The sequence below is a fragment of the Nocardia amikacinitolerans NBRC 108937 genome (genome assembly GCF_001612615.1).
Lineage (GTDB): Bacteria > Actinomycetota > Actinomycetes > Mycobacteriales > Mycobacteriaceae > Nocardia > Nocardia amikacinitolerans.
Genome location: NZ_BDAU01000001.1, coordinates 461,448 through 476,692 on the forward strand (window position 1 = coordinate 461,448; position 15,245 = coordinate 476,692).

Genomic DNA, 15,245 nt, shown 5'->3' on the forward strand with positions numbered 1-15,245 from the left:
GGCATCTCCTTCTCTCGGGAACGTCGGTCAGCTGGCGAACAGCGGCATGGCGCGGTGCCGGTGCCGCTCGGCAAGCGCGTCCTGCAGCGGATCCGACAGCGCGGCGAGACCGTCGGCCGCCTCGGCGGCGGTGCGGTCGCAGAGCTCGGCCAGCCGGAGGGTGCAGGCGGCGACGGCCGCGGGATCGAGCGCGAGCAACCGCTGGGCGGCGGTGGCGGCGCCGGTAAGCGTGGTGTAGACGACCACGTCCGCCGTCTCGCGCGGGGTCACCGCGCAAGCGCTACCCACCGCGCCGAACACCGTGGACAGGTGCGGACGAGCCGCGAGATCGGTCCAATCGTGTTGTGCCCATACCTTTTTGGCCAAACGCAACAGCCCGCGACCCTGCGCGCGGGAGGCTGCCCGCGCCGCGGGCGACGGCGTCCGGGCATCGGCCTCGGCGTCCGCGCGACGCGGGTCGAGGTCGCCCGCGCACACCGCAGCGGCCAGCGAAGCGGCGACCAGGCCGGAGGTTCGCACGCGGCGGCGCAGATACGCATCGACGGTCGCGACGTCGCGCACCAGCCCGGCGGCGACGGCCTCTTCGACGCCGCCCGAGTGCACGTGCCCGCCGATCGGCAGCCGCGAGTCGGCCAGGGCGAACAGTGTCGCCGGGCTCGTCGCGCCTGTCTGCGGCATCGTTCGACCTTATGCGTACATCCGCGTTCGCTCCAGCCGTGCGCGCGTTTCCGACGGCCTACGTCCGGCTCACGCGTCGCCGCGGCGGAAGGCGCGGGCGAGGAAACGCTGGGCTTGGCCACGGGTGAGGTCGGTCCATGCCTGAATGGGCGCCGACCACCACGGTGCGATCTCGGCGGGTTTGGCGGTGACGGCGTGGCAGACGAGATCCGACGCCTCGTCGACGGTGAGCCCGGGCACCCTGCTGAAGTCGGTGGGCGCGCTCATCCTGGTGTGCACGAGCGGCATGTAGATGGACGTGGTGGTGAGCCCGTCTGCGGCGATCTCGGTGGCGACGCTGCGCAGCCATACGTCGAACGCCGCCTTCGACGCGCCGTAGGCGGCCCAGCGCGGGGCGGGTGGCATGAGCCACACCCCAGGTGGACATGTTGACGATGTGCCCGCTGCCCCGAGATCGCATGGCGGGCAACAAGGTCAGCAGCAGGCGGACCGGACCGAGGTAGTTCACGTCGATGGTCCGGGTGAAATCGTGGAAACGATCGTAGGATTCGTCGATCGGGCGGCGAATCGACTTGCCCGCGTTGTTGATCAGCACATCGATGTGACCGTGCGCGGCGAGCAGCTCGGTGGCGAGACGGTCGACCGCGGCCATGTCGGTCATGTCGGTCGGATAGACGTGCGCGACGCCGCCGGCGGCGGTGATCTCGGCGGCCAGCCTTTCGAGTTCGGTGGCGGACCGCGCGACGAGCAGCACGGTCGCGCCCGCCGCCGCGAGCTTGCGTGCGCTGGCCTTCCCGATACCGTGCGACGCGCCGGTCACCAGCACGTGGCGGCCGGAGACCGCGGCGCGCAGGTCCTTCTCCGACGGCCGCGAGGTCGGGTACAGCAGCTTGGCGGCCACCCGCTCGGCGAGCGGTCGCCCGTTTCGGGTGGGCTCAGTCTGGGACACCCCACCAATGTATGGCGCGCTGGGGGTTTCTACCCGGTTCCCGACGTAGAAACCCGGCGGTGCCGCGGTCGGTCGGTGCGAGAGGATTCGAGGATGTCGTCACAACCTTCCCGCCCTGCGGGACTCGGCGCCTGGATCGCCAGGGTGATCGCCGTCGTTCTGCTCGTTCCGGTTCGACTCCTCTGGGAAGGCGTGCGCCTGCTCGGGCGACTGTTCGCCGCGGCCGTCGACTACTTCGTCACCCGCCTGCTCGCGCCCGTGGCCCGGTTCGTCTGGTACTGGGTGATCCGTCCGATCTGGTTGTTCTTCAAGGACTTTCTGTGGGGCTGGGTGCTCCAGCACGTGCTGTGGGGTCTGGTGCTGACGCCGTTGCTCGCACTGCTGCTCGACTACTTCCTGCGCCCGCTGCGCCAGGCCGTCGAGCGCTGGCTGTGGCGCGCGCTGGTGCGGCCCGCACTCGTGTGGTTGTGGCGCACGGTGCTGGAACCGCTGATCGGCCTGCTGCTCGCGACGGTGTACTTCCTCGGCAAGTGGCTCGTGGTCTGGCCGCTGGTTCAGCTGTGGCGCTGGGTGCTGCGTCCCCTGTGGGTGCTGTTGCGGACGGTCGTGATCTACGGGTGGCGAGTGGCGACCGTCATCGTCGGGGTGTTGGTCGTGACGCCGTGCCGTTTCGTCTACCGCACCGTGCTGCGTCCGCTGCTGCTCGCCCTCGCCGCGGTCTGGGTCGCCGTGGTCGTCCGTCCGGTGCGTTGGGTGCACGGCACCGTGGTCACGCCGGTCAATCGGTGGGCCGCCGAGATCATGACCGGCGTGTTCGGCCGCTGACAGGCCGCCGGGTCGCCACCCAGGCCACGATCGCCATCAGCACCAGCAGAGCCGCGCCGGCGGTCGTCGCGACGTGCATACCGTCCACGAACGAGGCGGCCGCGCTGTGCACCAGCTCCTTGTCGGCGCCCGCGTGCTGGATCGTCTCGCCCAGCGTCGAGTCGTAGTCGCCGCCGGAACGGAAGACCAGCGCAGCGAGCGAGCCGAGCAGCGCGAGCCCGAGCGCGTTGCCGAGTTCGAAGCTGGTCTCCGAGATGCCGACCGCCGAGCCGGCCCGCTCCGGCGGCACCGACGACACGGCGACATCGGAGACGAGGGTGAACGCCAGGCCGTATCCGACACCCGCGATGGTCGAACCCGCCAGGTACCAGCCGACCCCGCCGTCCACGCCGACACCGAGCAGCAGCAGATTGCCCAGGGCGGACGCGAGGAGCGCGAGCACGAAGGTAGCGCGGACGCCGATCCGCTGTCCGACGCGCGCACCGCTCATCGAGCAGATGAACACCGCGACGGCCATCGGAATGCCGAGCAAGGCGGCGGCGAGCGGGTCGCGGCCGGTGACCGACTGCAAGTAGACGCTGGTGAGGTAACTCAGCGCCGCCAGCGACATCATGCCGACCAGGCTCGAGCCGATAGCGACGGAGAACTGGGCGCGCCGGAAGAGCCGCAGGTCGAGCAGCGGTTCGGCGAGGGTGCGCTGCCTGCGCACGAAGACGACCAGCAGCGCGACGCCGATCGCTCCGATGACGATGCCCGCCGCGTCGATACCTTCCGACGCGGCGTGCTTGACGGCGTAGACCACCGGCAGGATGCCGCCGATGGACAGCGCGACGCTCGGCAGATCCAGCGGGCCGAGCGCTGCCGAGCGGTGCTCGGGCAACAGGAACGGCCCGAACGCCAGCAGAATCAGCAGCAGCGGAAGATTGATGAGAAAGACCGCGCCCCACCAGAAGTGGTGCAGCAGCAGTCCGCCGATGATCGGGCCGACCGCGGAGCCGCCCGCGAAGAACGCCGTCCACACGCCGATCGCGGCGGCCCGCTCGCGCGCGTCGGGGAAGAGGCTGGAAATCAGCGCGAGGCTGGACGGCAACAGGGTCGCGCCGCCGATGCCCATCAGCGCCCGCGCCACGATCAGCACGCCCGCGGTGGGTGCGAAAGCAGCGAGCACCGAGGCGATGCCGAACACGGTGGCGCCGATTAGCAGGATGTTGCGCCGCCCGATCCTGTCGCCGAGATTGCCCATGGTGATCAGCAGGCCTGCGATGAGGAAGCCGTAGATGTCGAGAATCCACAGTTGCTGCGCCGCGGACGGATCGAGGTCGACGGTCAGCGTGGGCATGGCAAGGAACAGCACCGAGATGTCCATCGACACCAGCAGCACCGGCAGCAGCAGCACCGCGAGCCCGAGCCAAGCGCGCCGTGAGCCGATGGCGACGGGCGACCCGTGCGTGGGCCGCACTGTCTCCAGGTCTGTCATCCCGATTCCTCTCCCGTGTCGCGTACGCCGTACGCATGAGTCCGGGTACAGTGTACGCATCCTGGCCCGGAACCCGAAAGCGAGTCATGGGATGACTGAGCCGAAGCTCAACCGCGTCGCCATCGTCGACACCGCGATCGCGCTCGCGGACGACGAAGGACTCGACGCGGTGTCCATGCGCCGCATCGCCGACCGGATGGGCGTCGGCGCGATGTCGCTGTACCGGCACATCGCCAACAAGGACGAGCTCATCGCGGCGATGACCGACGAGGTCACCCGCCGCCACCCCTATCCGTCGGCCGAAGGGCGGGGCTGGACCTGGCGCGACCGCGTCCACATCGCGGCCGAGATCGACTGGGACCTCTACCAGCGCCACCCCTGGGTCATCCTCACCTTCGCGATGCCCCGCTACAGCTTCGGCCCGCACAGCATGGCCTGCCTCGCCTGGTTGGTCGAGGGCTTCCGCGAGCTCGACGTCTCGCCGCGCGAGGCCATGCAGATGGCGTTCTCGGTGTGGAACTACATCTCGGGCGCGACCCTGCCGCAAGTCAGCTCGGCGCTGATGACCCGAAAGGGCATCGAGACCGACGGCGACAACGGGCTGCGCGCGCTGCTGGAAGGCACGCCGAACGGGCCGGTCCCCGCCGCGCTCGCCGAGTTGCAAGGCGCGGGTGTCAGCGATCTCACCTCCGAGGACCTGTTGTTCTCCGGCCTCGAGGCGCTGTGCGACGGGTTCGCCGCGCGGGTCCGGCACCGCACGGCTTGACCCCAACCTCGCTCGAGGTTGCAGGGTGAGCACCATGCACGCGATCCGACTGCACGCCTTCGGGCCCGCCGAGAACCTCCGCTACGACACCCTCCCCGATCCCGAACCGGGGCCCGGCCAGGTCCGCGTCGCGGTCGCCGCCGCCGGGGTGCACGTCGTTGACACTGCGCTGCGCCGCGGCACGCCGGGGCCCTATCCGGCGCCGGAGTTGCCGACCGTGCCCGGCCGGGAGGTCGCGGGCACGGTCGATCGGGTCGGCGCGGGCGTCGACCCGGCCTGGCTCGGGAAGCCGGTGGTCGCCCACCTCGGTGCGGCGCCCGGCGGGTATGCCGAGCTCGCGGTCGTGGAAGCTGCTCGCCTGCACAGCATTCCGGAGAATCTGGGTCCCGCCGAGGCGGTCGCGATGATCGGCACCGGGCGGACCACCATGGGCATCCTCCAGTTCGCCGACGTCGGTCCGGACAGCGTCGCGGTGGTGACCGCGGCCGCGGGCGGCATCGGAACCCTGCTGATGCAGTATCTGAAAGCGTTGGGCGCCACCGTGATCGGTCTCGCGGGCGGACCCTCGAAGGTGGCGCGGGTAGCCGGGAACGGCGCCGACATCGCCGTCGACTATCTCCTGCCGGACTGGCCCGAACGGGTGCGCGCCCGGCTCGGCGACCGCGCCGCGACCCTCGTCTTCGATGCCATCGGCGGCGAAACCGCAAGGGCGGCCGTCGATCTCCTCGGCGAAGGCGGCAGCCATCTGGTCTACGGCTTCGCCGGAAAGGGGCCGAAGGACGGTCAGGCGCTCACCTTCACCGCCGACGAGCTGACCGAGCGAGGCATCACCTCGCAGGTGGTGCTCGGCCCGCCCATGCTGCGGCCCGTCGGCGGCGACATCCGCGTGCTCGAGGACCGCGCCATGGCGGAGGCGGCAGCCGGACGCCTACGCCCCGCGCTGCACCGCTTCGACCTCGCGGACGCGGCGGGAGCGCACCGCGCCATCGAAACCCGCGCCACCATGGGCAAGGTCGTGCTCATCCCCTGACCGGTGTGGGAGGTACCACGCGCGTGGTACCGGCACGGTACGATCGGGTGGTGGCCTACGAGTGGTGGTACGGCATTGTCACGGTTCTGGCGTTGGCCGGGGTCGAGCGCCACGAGGTGATCGAGGTGCTGTATGCCGATCGTCGTTGGCCGCGACGTGGCGTCGATCCGGTGACCGGGTTGTCGGCGCTGACGATCTGGGGTCGCACCGATGACGGGCGGCCGTTGATCGTCACCCTGCGGGCGTCGGACGGCTTCGATCATCAGATCGTCGCCGCCCAGCCGATGACGCCGGATCAACTCCAGGAATTCAGCAAGTGGGAGAAGACGCGATGAGCAGCACCGAATGGCCCGACACCCCCGAAGAGATGGCCGCTCTCGCCGCACGTCTGGAGTACACCGACGAACCGGTCGAGTTGCCCCCGACGCCCGGCCCCGAGGGGATCATGGTGTCGCGGTCGCTGAAGATGCCGTCCGATCTCGACGCGCGAATCAAGGCCGCGGCCGCCGATCGCGGCATCACTCAGTCCATGCTGATGCGCCAGCTCTTGGAGACCGGCCTCGCCGCCATCGAACACGACCACCCGATCTCCTTGACCGACGCCATCCGCGCCCTGGCCGGACTGCCCAAGTCCGCCTGAGTCGGCGCGGCGAGAGCATGGACTACAGCGGAAGCGGCGATCCCCAGCGCACGATCGAGCTGCTGTGGGGGCTGCCGCCGCGGCCGAGGCGGGGGCCGAAGCCGAAGTTGACGGTGGACGACATCGCGGAGACGGCGATTCGGCTCGCCGACTCGGACGGGCTAGCCGCGGTCACGCTCCGCCGGGTGGCCGAGGAGGTCGGTGTCACCGCGATGTCGCTGTACGGGTACGTTCCGAGCAAGGCCGAGCTGCTCGATCTGATCGCGGATCGCGTCTACCGCGACTATCCGATGCCGGACGACGTGCCGTCCGGCTGGCGATCGAGGCTCGAGGGCATCGCTCGCGCGAATCGGACGATGTACCTCACGCATTCGTGGCTGCTCCAGATCGCCGCAAGCAGGCCGATTCCCGGGCCCAACCTGACCGCCAAATACGACTACGAACTGCGCGCGGTCGACGGTCTCGGCCTGTCCGACACCGAGATGGATCTCGTCGTCACCCTGGTCAACGACTACGTGCGCGGTTCGGCCCGCACCGCCGTCGACGCCGCCCGCGCCGAAGCCGAGACCGGCCGCACCGACCAGCAGTGGTGGGACGCCTACCAGCCCGCGCTCGCCGGTGTCATCGATCCGGCCCGGTTTCCCACCGCCGTTCGCGTTGGCGGCACCGCGGGCGCGGAGTACGGCGCCGCCTACGATCCCGACCGCGCCTTCGAATTCGGGCTGCACCGCTTGCTGGACGGCCTGCAACAGTTCGTCGACGCCGCCAGGTGACCTCGAAAGGCCTACCGGGCGCCCGAAATTCGGTGGAGCCGACCCTGCTCCCGGCCTAGTGTCGGCGGCATGAAGGACAACGCGGCACTGCTCAACGTCGTCGATGTCGAGGCGACGTGCTGGTCGGGCCGCCCTCCGGCCGGCGCGGTGAGCGAGATCATCGAGATCGGCCTGACCGTGGTCGATCTCGCGGCGCGCGAGCGAATCGGCAAGCACCGCATCCTGGTTCGGCCCGAGCGCTCGTCGGTCGGCGAATTCTGCACCGAATTGACCGGACTCACGCAGGACGAGGTGGACACCGGCGTCTCGTTCGCCGAGGCCTGCCGAATCCTCGCCGCCGAGCACGCCGCCGGAACGCGGGCTTGGGCCAGTTGGGGAGATTACGACCGCAAGCAGTTCGCCAGTCAGTGCGCGATGACCGGTGTCGCGTACCCCTTCGGCCAACGGCACACCAACGCCAAGCTGGTGTTCTCGGAGGCCTACGAACTTCGGCGGCGGCAAGGCATGGCGGAGGCGTTGCAGATCGCGGGTCTACCGCTGGAGGGTCGCCACCACCGCGGCGAGGACGACGCGTGGAACATCGCCGCGCTGGTGCTCGACATGGTCGGGCGCGACGCGTGGCGCCTCACCTCGACGACCGACTGACCCCCTGAGCCCTGTCTCGAAGTTCCAGGAGGCGGACTGTCGAAACCTAGTCGTTCACGACCGCGTAGGCGAAGCCGTCCCATCCCTTCGCGCCGACCGTTTGCAGCACCGTCGCGTCCACTCGCGGTTCGGCGGCGAGCATTTCGACCAGCTCGCGACTCGCCCGTACCGCGGGATCGTCCGACTCGGCGTCCGCCACCGCTCCCCCGCGCACCACGTTGTCGACGATGATCACCGAACCGGGCCGGGTCAACCGCAGCGCCCAGCGCACGTAGTTCGAGTTGTTCACCTTGTCGGCGTCGATGAAGACCAGATCGAACGGCTCGGGGCCCTCGGCCGCCAGCACGGGAAGGCTTTCCAGCGCGGCGCCCACCCGGATGTCCACCCGATCGCCGACGCCCGCCTTGTCGACATTCGCGCGCGCCACTTCCGCGTGCCGCGGTTCGTATTCGAGCGTGATCACCCGGCCCGCCTTCCCCACCGCGCGCGCCAGCCAGATCGTGCTGAACCCGCCCAGCGTGCCGATCTCGAGCACTCGGCGCGCCCCGGTCGAGCGGGCGAGCAGCGAAAGGAATTTCCCTTGCGCTGCCGACACATCGATGGCAGGCAAGCCCGCCTCGGCGTTCGCCGCCAACGCCGCTTCGGTTTCCGGATCCCGCACCAAATTGTCCACGAGGTAGGTGTCCACGTCGGCCCAGCCAGAAGTCGTCATGCCCGCAAGTCTGCCACCGGAAGTTGTCGAAAACCGGTCTCGCCTGGTCCCCGCCGCAGTAGTCTCGGCCACAAACAGAGACCAGTGCGTCTCACTTTCGACAGCCGAACCGAACCGGAGCACCACACCACCATGACGACCGTCCGGAACCGCTCGCGCGCCCTCGCCGTCGCCGCGGGCCTGCTCACTTCGCTCGCCGCCACAATGCACGTCCCGGCATCGGCCACACCCGCCGACGGCGGCGCCGCGTATGTGGCGCTCGGCGATTCCGGCGCGGCCACCACGGGCGTGCAACGGTTCGACACGAGCGCCCCGCTACAGTGCGCGCGCTCCACCGCGAACACCCCCAAGCTGGTCGCCGCCGATCTCGGTCTGCGGCTCGACGACCGCACGTGCAGCTCGGCGCGCATCCCGCACCTGACCACCGGCCAAGGACCCGGCATCGCACCGCAATTCGACGGACTCGGCCCCAACACCCGGCTGGTCACCGTGCACATCGGCGCGAACGACACGGAGATGACCAGGTTCGTGGTCGCCTGTCACCTGGCCGGGCTGCGCGGCGGCGCGTGCGCCGACCCGGCGTGGGACACCGCGATCGACGCCATCTCCGGCGCGTATTCCGCCGCATTGCAACGCGTTACGGCACTCGCCCCGAACGCGAAGGTGTTCGTGGACGGTTGGCCGCTCTACGTCCGCGACGGCGGCTGCCCCGAACTGGTCGGCCTGCGTCCCGAGGACGCGGCCACCGTGCAGCGCGCTTTCGACCGGTTGAACTCCGTAGTCGCCAGGGCCGCTGCGGAACACGGGGCGACGTACATCGACACCCGCACCCCGGCCGCTGGCCACGACATGTGCGCACCGGAGGGCGTCCGCTGGTTCGATCCGCTGGTGGCCACCGAGACCTTGGTGCCGTACCACCCGACGCTCACGGGTATGCGCGGCGTCGCCGACGTCATCGTTGCGGCCGTGCGCGCCTCCGGATTCTCTGACTGACAGCGGTTTCCGGCTACACCCCGGCCTCGGCAAGCTCGTTCTCGATACCGACGACCGCGACGACGATCTGGGTAAGGTTGCGCACCAGCGCGCCCAAGCTGATCAGCGAGCTCGCCATTTTCATCAGCATCTGGGAGACGGTCATGGTGGCCGTGGAGATCCCGAAGACGGCGCGGGCGATGAGTGCGGGGGAGGCCGTTCCGGCGCTGGCGATGAGGATGGCGGCGATCTCCACCAGCATTCCGGCCAGCGAGTTCAGGACCTCGGTGATGATTCCGCGGACGCCTTCCACGATCTTCGCCATCTTCTCGTTGACCCGGGCCAGCAGGTCCGCGAGCGCGGCTTGCCCGACGATCTGGGCGATCACGGCGTCGGCCTTGACGCGATAGGCGTCCGCGGTCGCGCCCACCCAGCCCGCCGTACCGTCGGTGATCTCCTTCTTCCAGTCGTCCGCGACCTCGGCGAGCTTCTTCGACGTCGCCTGCCACGAAGCGGAGTACGCGTCGACCATATCCTTGCTGCCCGCAAGCGAATCCAGCGCTTTCCGCATCGGTTCGACGTGCTCGAGCATCCAGCCCATCAGCATCGATCCCAGGAAGTTGAAGGGATCGAACTTCGCCAGCGGGATGCCCTTGGCGATATCACCCGCGATCGCGAAGGCGTCCTGGGCCGCGGAAATGCTCGCCCAGACCTGCATGGCGCCCTCGTAGCTTTTGCCCGGTTCGCCGGTGGCTCCGGCGACGACCTTGTGGCCGCCCTCGAAGAAGTCGCCGAAAGGGGTGCCCGCGAAGATGCCCGCGTTCGGGTCCTGCCCGTCCCTCTGGCCGGTGGGAATGCCTACGTTCCGTAGGAACGAGACGTCTTCCTGGTAGTACGTGTCGCGGTGGTCGACGCCTTCCTCGAGCAGCTCGTTGCCCTCCGGCGCCTTCGCGTCGTCGAAGCCCATCCCCTAGACCTGCTGTTCGATCTGCTCGCGCTGGCGGTCGGTCTCGTTCTTGCGGCTCGCGTCGAGATTCTCGAACGAGTCCGCGGCGAACCGCAGCTTCGGCGGCAGCTGCTCGGCGTCCTCGGTGACGGTGCGCAGGCGCTCGAGGATTCGATCGTGCAAGGGGTTCAGTATCGACCGCGCGTACGGGCCGACCAGCGTCCCGTACCCGTCGTCGGCGTGCGCGAGGTACTCGGCGGCCTCGCGCGCCATCGGAAGCCCCGTGAGCACGGCGTCCACCTTCGCGGCGTGGTCGCGCATCCCACCGGGATCGATGGCGATATCACCCGGGTTGCCCATCCGAATCCTCACCCTCCACTCGCGGTTTCGTGTCGGCCGCAGGCGGCGGCCTACCGACTATGACGCGCCAACGGCGCTTTCGGTTCCGTCTGGAATTCCCCGCGCCTCACTCCAGCCAGGACTTGCGGCGGTAGTACAAGTCGTCCTCGTCCGGCTCGTCCGGCACGACCGTCTGGTCCCGGTCGGGCTTGCGGGTGCCCTGGGGTGGCTGAGCAGGCGTGGCCGTGGGCGGGGTGTAGGTGGCGGGCGGGGTGTAGACCGGCTCCGCCGGGGCGGGCGCAGCGGTGGGCGCCGGATCGGGGAAACGCTCGGCGTACTGGCCGACGATGGCCTGTCCGGCCCCGTCGTCGCCGACGACGTTGTGCACCAGATCGGTGACCTGGTCGCGCAGCCGGGCCTGGGCGCGGCGGGTGCACGCCATGAGTTCGGCCGCGACGGCGGCGGGATCCATGCCGCGGGTGGCCGCGGCGAGCGTGATGCCGGTGGTGACGCCGTTGGCGTCGACCGTCACGCTGATCCGGCTGTCGGCCGAGCTCTCGGTCACCGACAAGGCCGCCATCCGGCCCTGCAGGTCTTGGTACTTCTGCGCCGTGCGTTCCAAATTCTCGGCCCAGCGGGCCAATTCGTCGGCGGCCTGATTCGGATCGCTCAGCACTCGCGTCCCCTTCCACGCAGTGACAACCATCGGCCCGAGCGCGAACGAGATCCGCCCCGGAGTTTGCTCGCAGCACCTTACCGAGCCGCGCGTCGCGTGCCGCCGCGGGGCGCGATGATTTTTCGAGCCGAACGCCGTCGGTATCGGTGTACGACACCTACACGTCGAGGAGAACACCATGCAAGCATTCGCCGCGGGCGCCCCGTGCTGGTTCGATGTCACGGCCCCGGACATTCCGGCCTCGGCCGAGTTCTACACCGCCCTGTTCGGCTGGACGGCCGAGGATCAGGGCGCCGAGGCGGGCAATTACACCATCCTGCGCCAGGGCGACGCCCAGGTGGCAGGCATCGCTCCGGCCACGGCGCCGGACGGCAGCACTGTCCCGGCGGCCTGGACGCCGTATTTCTCGGTGGCCGACGCCGCGGCCACCGTCGCCGAGGCGCGGGACGCGGGCGCGACCGTCTTCTGCGAACCGATAGATGTCTTCGGGCAGTTGACCTTCGCGGTGCTCACCGATCCGACGGGCGCGGATTACGCGATCGCCCAACTGATCACGCATCCCGGCAGCCAGAACTGGGGCGCCGTCAACGGCCCGTGCTGGGTGGAATACGCCGCGCCGGGCGCTCCGGCCGACGCGATGGCGCACTACGCGCGGGTTCTCGGCTGGAAGCACACCAACGCCGCGTGGGAGACCGCGACCGAAAACCCGTACCAGGCGCTCTCTCCCGGTTCCGGCGGACACGAGTTCGGCGGCGCCCATCACGCCCAGCCGGGTGAACCCGCGCCCTCCTGGTCGATCACCATTCGTGTCGCCGAGGTGGACGCCGTGGTCGCCCGCGCCGCGGAACTCGGCGGCAAGCTGCTCGCCGAACCGCAGGACTTGCCCGGCCCCTCGCGCGTCGCCGCACTCGCCGATCCGACGGGCGCCGCGTTCGCGATCATGTCGTTCGGCGCCTGAGTCCGCGCGTCAAAAGAGGAAATAGCGCTGCGCCATGGGCAGTTCCGTCGCGGGCTGCTCGGCCCACACCTCGCCGTCGACCCGGACGGTGAAGGTGTCCGGCTCCACTTCGATGCGCGGCAGCGCGTCGTTGAGCGGCATGTCCGACTTCGACAGACGGCGAACGTTCTTGACGGGCACCAGCTTTCGGCGCACGGCCAGGCGGTCCGCGAGTCCGTCTTCGACGGCTTGCTCGGAGACGAAGTGCAGCGAGGTGGCCGCCGCGACCGGTGCTGCCGCGCCGAACATCGGGCGCGGCAGCACCGGCTGCGGGGTGGGAATGGAGGCGTTGGCGTCACCCATGGCCGCCCACGCGATCGCCCCGCCCTTGAGTACGGCGTGCGGGCGCACACCGAAGAACGCCGGGTCCCACAGCACGAGGTCGGCGAGTTTGCCGACCTCCACCGAGCCGATCTCGTCGTCCAAGCCGTGCGCGACGGCGGGGCAGATGGTGTATTTGGCGACGTAGCGGCGCACCCTGGCGTTGTCGGCGGCGCCGTCGCCGGGCAGCGAGCCGCGGCGGCGCCTCATGACGTGCGCGGTCTGCCAGGTGCGCAGTACCACCTCGCCGATCCGGCCCATCGCCTGCGAATCGCTGCCGATCATGGAGATCGCGCCCAGATCGTGCAGCAGGTCCTCGGCGGCGATGGTGGACGGGCGGATCCGGCTCTCCGCGAACGCGAGATCCTCCGGAATGGACGGGCTCAGGTGATGGCAGACCATGAGCATGTCCAGGTGCTCGTCGAGGGTGTTGATCGTGTGCGGCCGGGTGGGGTTCGTCGAACTCGGCAGCACGTTGGGATGCGAGGCGACGGTGATGATGTCGGGCGCGTGCCCGCCGCCCGCTCCCTCGGTGTGATAGGCGTGGATACCGCGTCCGGCGATCGCGGCGAGGGTGTCCTCGACGAAACCGGCCTCGTTCAACGTGTCCGAGTGCAGGGCGACCTGCACGCCGGAGGCGTCCGCGACCCGCAGGCAGGCGTCGATCGCCGCCGGTGTCGAGCCCCAGTCCTCGTGCAGCTTGAAACCCGATGCGCCGGCGCGCAATTGCTCCCACATGGCTTCTTCGCTGACGGTGTTGCCCTTGCCGAGCAGCACGATGTTCAGCGGCCAGTGATCGGTGGCTTCCAGCATCCTGGCGAGGTGCCAGGCGCCCGGGGTCACGGTGGTGGCCTTGGAACCCTCCGCGGGGCCCGTACCGCCGCCGACGAGGGTGGTGATCCCGCCGCCGAGCGCCTCCTCCATCAGCTGCGGGCAGATGAAGTGCACGTGGCAGTCGATGGCGCCCGCGGTGACGATGCGGCCGTTGCCCGCGATGATCTCGGTGGACGGGCCGACCACGAGGGCCTGGTGCACGCCCGACATGGTGTCGGGGTTGCCCGCCTTGCCGATGCCGCAGACGCGGCCGTCACGAATGCCGATGTCGGCCTTGACGATTCCCCAGTGGTCGACGATCACCGCGCCGGTGATGACCGTGTCCGGCGCACCCTCGGCGCGGGTGGCGCGGGACTGGCCCATGGATTCGCGCAGCACCTTGCCGCCGCCGAAGACCGCTTCGTCACCCGCGAGACCCGGTCCGCCGCAGCGGTCCTCGGTGATCTCGATCAGCAGATCGGTGTCGGCCAAGCGGATTCGGTCGCCCACGGTCGGCCCGAACAGTTCGGCGTAGCGGGCCCTGCTCAGTTCGGTCACCGCTCCCCCTCGACGGTCCGTGGCGCGTCCAGCGGTCCGGGCGGCGTCAGGCTAATGCCGCGCACCTCACGGGTTCCGCCGAGCGGCACCAGCGAAACACGTTGGCCGAGGCCGGGTTCGAATCGCACCGCGGTGCCCGCGGGTATGTCGAGCCGACGTCCGTGCGCGGCGGCGCGATCGAAGTCGAGCGCGGGGTTGGCCTGCGGGAAGTGCACGTGGCTGCCGACCTGTACGGGGCGGTCACCGGTGTTGACCACATCCAGTTCGACGCGGTCGCGGCCCGCGTTGAGCTCGATCACGCCCTCGGCGCAGAAGTATTCGCCAGGAATCATCGTGTTGCCCTAGGCGATCGGGTGGTGGACCGTGACGAGTTTGGTGCCGTCCGGAAAGGTCGCCTCCACCTGGACGTCGTGGATCATCTCGGGCACGCCCGCCATCACATCGTCGCGCGACAGCACGGTGCGCCCGGACGACATCAGCTCGGCGACGGTGCGCCCGTCGCGCGCGCCCTCGAGCACGTGATCGGTGATGAGGGCGACCGCCTCGGGATGGTTGAGCTTCAGTCCGCGAGCCTGTCTGCGCCGCGCCAGCTCGGCGGCGTAGCTCAGCAGCAGGCGCTCCTGCTCGTGCGGCGACAGTCGCATCCGGACTCCTCACCGGTCGACGGACGGGTGACGGTCATTCTGGCACGCCGCTCCCCCGCGCGCCGGTCGACAGCGCGGAGTCGAAAGCAGGGTCAGTCGCGCTTGGGCAGGTTCTGCAGCCGGACCTGACCGCGGGCCACCACGCGCTGTTCCTCGTCGGTGATGACGACCTGCCACAGCTGCTGGGTGCGGCCCTGGTGCAGCGGGGTCGCCTCGCCGTAAAGGGTGCCCTCGCGCACGGCGCGCAGGAAGTCGGTGTTGTTGTTCACGCCGACGACGGTGCCGCGCTCGCCGTACCAGACGCCGCCGCCGATGCTGGCGAGCGTCTCGATGACGGTGCAGTACACGCCGCCGTTCTGGATGCCCGCCGGCTGGTAGAGGTGCGGCTTGACGACCCACTCGCCGCGGACCAGGTCCGGGCGCAGTTCGGTGTAGCGCAGTCCGATCAGGTCCGCGAAGGTGCCCTCGCTGACCTTGTTCATCA

General features: G+C 69.9%; 20 protein-coding genes and 1 pseudogene. 9 read left to right on the top strand and 12 right to left on the bottom strand.

Features of this window, described 5'->3' with window-relative positions; all coding sequences use genetic code 11:
* Positions 1–27: 27 nt before the first annotated feature.
* The 3 genes and pseudogenes from NAM01S_RS02035 to NAM01S_RS37025 form a co-directional block, all read right to left on the bottom strand.
* Positions 28–678 carry an urease accessory protein UreF gene (locus NAM01S_RS02035; protein WP_067778258.1) on the bottom strand — a complete coding sequence of 217 codons (651 nt, stop codon included), beginning with the start codon at positions 676–678 and terminating at the stop codon, positions 28–30.
* A 69-nt stretch (positions 679–747) separates the two neighbouring features.
* Positions 748–1,083, bottom strand: coding sequence for an SDR family NAD(P)-dependent oxidoreductase (locus NAM01S_RS37020; protein ID WP_307188653.1), 336 nt, complete (start codon positions 1,081–1,083; stop codon positions 748–750).
* Positions 1,084–1,144: 61 nt separating this feature from the next.
* Positions 1,145–1,627: pseudogene (locus NAM01S_RS37025) on the bottom strand (SDR family NAD(P)-dependent oxidoreductase); the annotation flags it as partial.
* Between the two features lie 93 nt (positions 1,628–1,720).
* Between NAM01S_RS37025 and NAM01S_RS02045 the strand changes: the two are divergent.
* A complete protein-coding gene (locus NAM01S_RS02045) occupies positions 1,721–2,452 on the top strand; it encodes a hypothetical protein (protein ID WP_157107541.1) in 732 nt (243 codons plus the stop codon).
* Here the strand turns inward: NAM01S_RS02045 and NAM01S_RS02050 are convergent.
* Complete coding sequence (locus NAM01S_RS02050) at positions 2,427–3,929, bottom strand: MFS transporter (protein WP_067778260.1); 1,503 nt, start codon at positions 3,927–3,929, stop codon at positions 2,427–2,429. The genes NAM01S_RS02045 and NAM01S_RS02050 overlap by 26 nt on opposite strands.
* A gap of 91 nt (positions 3,930–4,020) precedes the next feature.
* Between NAM01S_RS02050 and NAM01S_RS02055 the strand changes: the two genes are divergently transcribed.
* The 6 genes from NAM01S_RS02055 (at position 4,021) to NAM01S_RS02080 (ending at position 7,783) form a co-directional block, all read left to right on the top strand.
* A complete protein-coding gene (locus tag NAM01S_RS02055) occupies positions 4,021–4,695 on the top strand; it encodes a TetR/AcrR family transcriptional regulator (protein WP_067778261.1) in 675 nt (224 codons plus the stop codon).
* Between the two features lie 34 nt (positions 4,696–4,729).
* The gene (locus NAM01S_RS02060) at positions 4,730–5,725 is read left to right on the top strand and encodes a zinc-binding dehydrogenase (RefSeq protein ID WP_067778399.1); all 996 of its coding nucleotides are present in this window, start codon (positions 4,730–4,732) and stop codon (positions 5,723–5,725) included.
* A gap of 50 nt (positions 5,726–5,775) precedes the next feature.
* Positions 5,776–6,060, top strand: coding sequence for a hypothetical protein (locus tag NAM01S_RS02065; RefSeq protein ID WP_246124204.1), 285 nt, complete (start codon positions 5,776–5,778; stop codon positions 6,058–6,060).
* Positions 6,057–6,365 (top strand): ribbon-helix-helix domain-containing protein, encoded by a 309-nt coding sequence (locus tag NAM01S_RS02070; protein WP_084482288.1) that lies wholly within the window; start codon positions 6,057–6,059, stop codon positions 6,363–6,365. The genes NAM01S_RS02065 and NAM01S_RS02070 overlap by 4 nt, the downstream gene beginning before the upstream one ends.
* Positions 6,366–6,382: 17 nt before the next feature.
* Entirely contained in the window at positions 6,383–7,138 is a 756-nt protein-coding gene (locus NAM01S_RS02075) for a TetR/AcrR family transcriptional regulator (protein ID WP_067778262.1), read from the top strand.
* Positions 7,139–7,207: 69 nt separating this feature from the next.
* Positions 7,208–7,783 carry a 3'-5' exonuclease gene (locus NAM01S_RS02080; RefSeq protein WP_067778263.1) on the top strand — a complete coding sequence of 192 codons (576 nt, stop codon included), beginning with the start codon at positions 7,208–7,210 and terminating at the stop codon, positions 7,781–7,783.
* Positions 7,784–7,829: 46 nt separating this feature from the next.
* Here the strand turns inward: NAM01S_RS02080 and NAM01S_RS02085 are convergent, their stop codons facing one another.
* Positions 7,830–8,495, bottom strand: a complete 666-nt coding sequence (locus NAM01S_RS02085) for an O-methyltransferase (protein WP_067778264.1) — start codon at positions 8,493–8,495, stop codon at positions 7,830–7,832.
* 132 nt (positions 8,496–8,627) lie between these two features.
* Here NAM01S_RS02085 and NAM01S_RS02090 point away from each other — a divergent pair, with 132 nt between their 5' ends.
* Positions 8,628–9,488, top strand: a complete 861-nt coding sequence (locus NAM01S_RS02090; protein ID WP_067778407.1) for an SGNH/GDSL hydrolase family protein — start codon at positions 8,628–8,630, stop codon at positions 9,486–9,488.
* Positions 9,489–9,501: 13 nt separating this feature from the next.
* Here NAM01S_RS02090 and NAM01S_RS02095 read toward each other — a convergent pair whose 3' ends face one another.
* The 3 genes from NAM01S_RS02095 to NAM01S_RS02105 form a co-directional block, all read right to left on the bottom strand.
* A complete protein-coding gene (locus tag NAM01S_RS02095; RefSeq protein WP_067778265.1) occupies positions 9,502–10,434 on the bottom strand; it encodes a hypothetical protein in 933 nt (310 codons plus the stop codon).
* A 3-nt stretch (positions 10,435–10,437) separates the two neighbouring features.
* The gene (locus NAM01S_RS02100) at positions 10,438–10,773 is read right to left on the bottom strand and encodes a hypothetical protein (RefSeq protein ID WP_067778266.1); all 336 of its coding nucleotides are present in this window, start codon (positions 10,771–10,773) and stop codon (positions 10,438–10,440) included.
* A gap of 106 nt (positions 10,774–10,879) precedes the next feature.
* On the bottom strand, positions 10,880–11,428 hold the full coding sequence (locus tag NAM01S_RS02105) for a YbaB/EbfC family nucleoid-associated protein (RefSeq protein WP_169810791.1): 549 nt from the start codon (positions 11,426–11,428) through the stop codon (positions 10,880–10,882).
* 178 nt (positions 11,429–11,606) lie between these two features.
* On the opposite strand from NAM01S_RS02105, the gene NAM01S_RS02110 reads away from it, so the two are divergent.
* The gene (locus NAM01S_RS02110) at positions 11,607–12,386 is read left to right on the top strand and encodes a VOC family protein (RefSeq protein ID WP_067778268.1); all 780 of its coding nucleotides are present in this window, start codon (positions 11,607–11,609) and stop codon (positions 12,384–12,386) included.
* A gap of 9 nt (positions 12,387–12,395) precedes the next feature.
* Here NAM01S_RS02110 and NAM01S_RS02115 read toward each other — a convergent pair whose 3' ends face one another.
* The 4 genes from NAM01S_RS02115 to NAM01S_RS02130 form a co-directional block, all read right to left on the bottom strand.
* Entirely contained in the window at positions 12,396–14,117 is a 1,722-nt protein-coding gene (locus tag NAM01S_RS02115; RefSeq protein ID WP_067778269.1) for an urease subunit alpha, read from the bottom strand.
* Positions 14,114–14,449: an urease subunit beta gene (locus NAM01S_RS02120; protein ID WP_067778270.1), complete on the bottom strand. Its 336-nt coding sequence runs from the start codon at positions 14,447–14,449 to the stop codon at positions 14,114–14,116. The genes NAM01S_RS02115 and NAM01S_RS02120 overlap by 4 nt, the downstream gene beginning before the upstream one ends.
* A gap of 9 nt (positions 14,450–14,458) precedes the next feature.
* The gene (locus NAM01S_RS02125; RefSeq protein WP_067778271.1) at positions 14,459–14,761 is read right to left on the bottom strand and encodes an urease subunit gamma; all 303 of its coding nucleotides are present in this window, start codon (positions 14,759–14,761) and stop codon (positions 14,459–14,461) included.
* 92 nt (positions 14,762–14,853) lie between these two features.
* A complete protein-coding gene (locus NAM01S_RS02130; RefSeq protein WP_372508015.1) occupies positions 14,854–15,243 on the bottom strand; it encodes a PaaI family thioesterase in 390 nt (129 codons plus the stop codon).
* Positions 15,244–15,245: the final 2 nt, after the last annotated feature.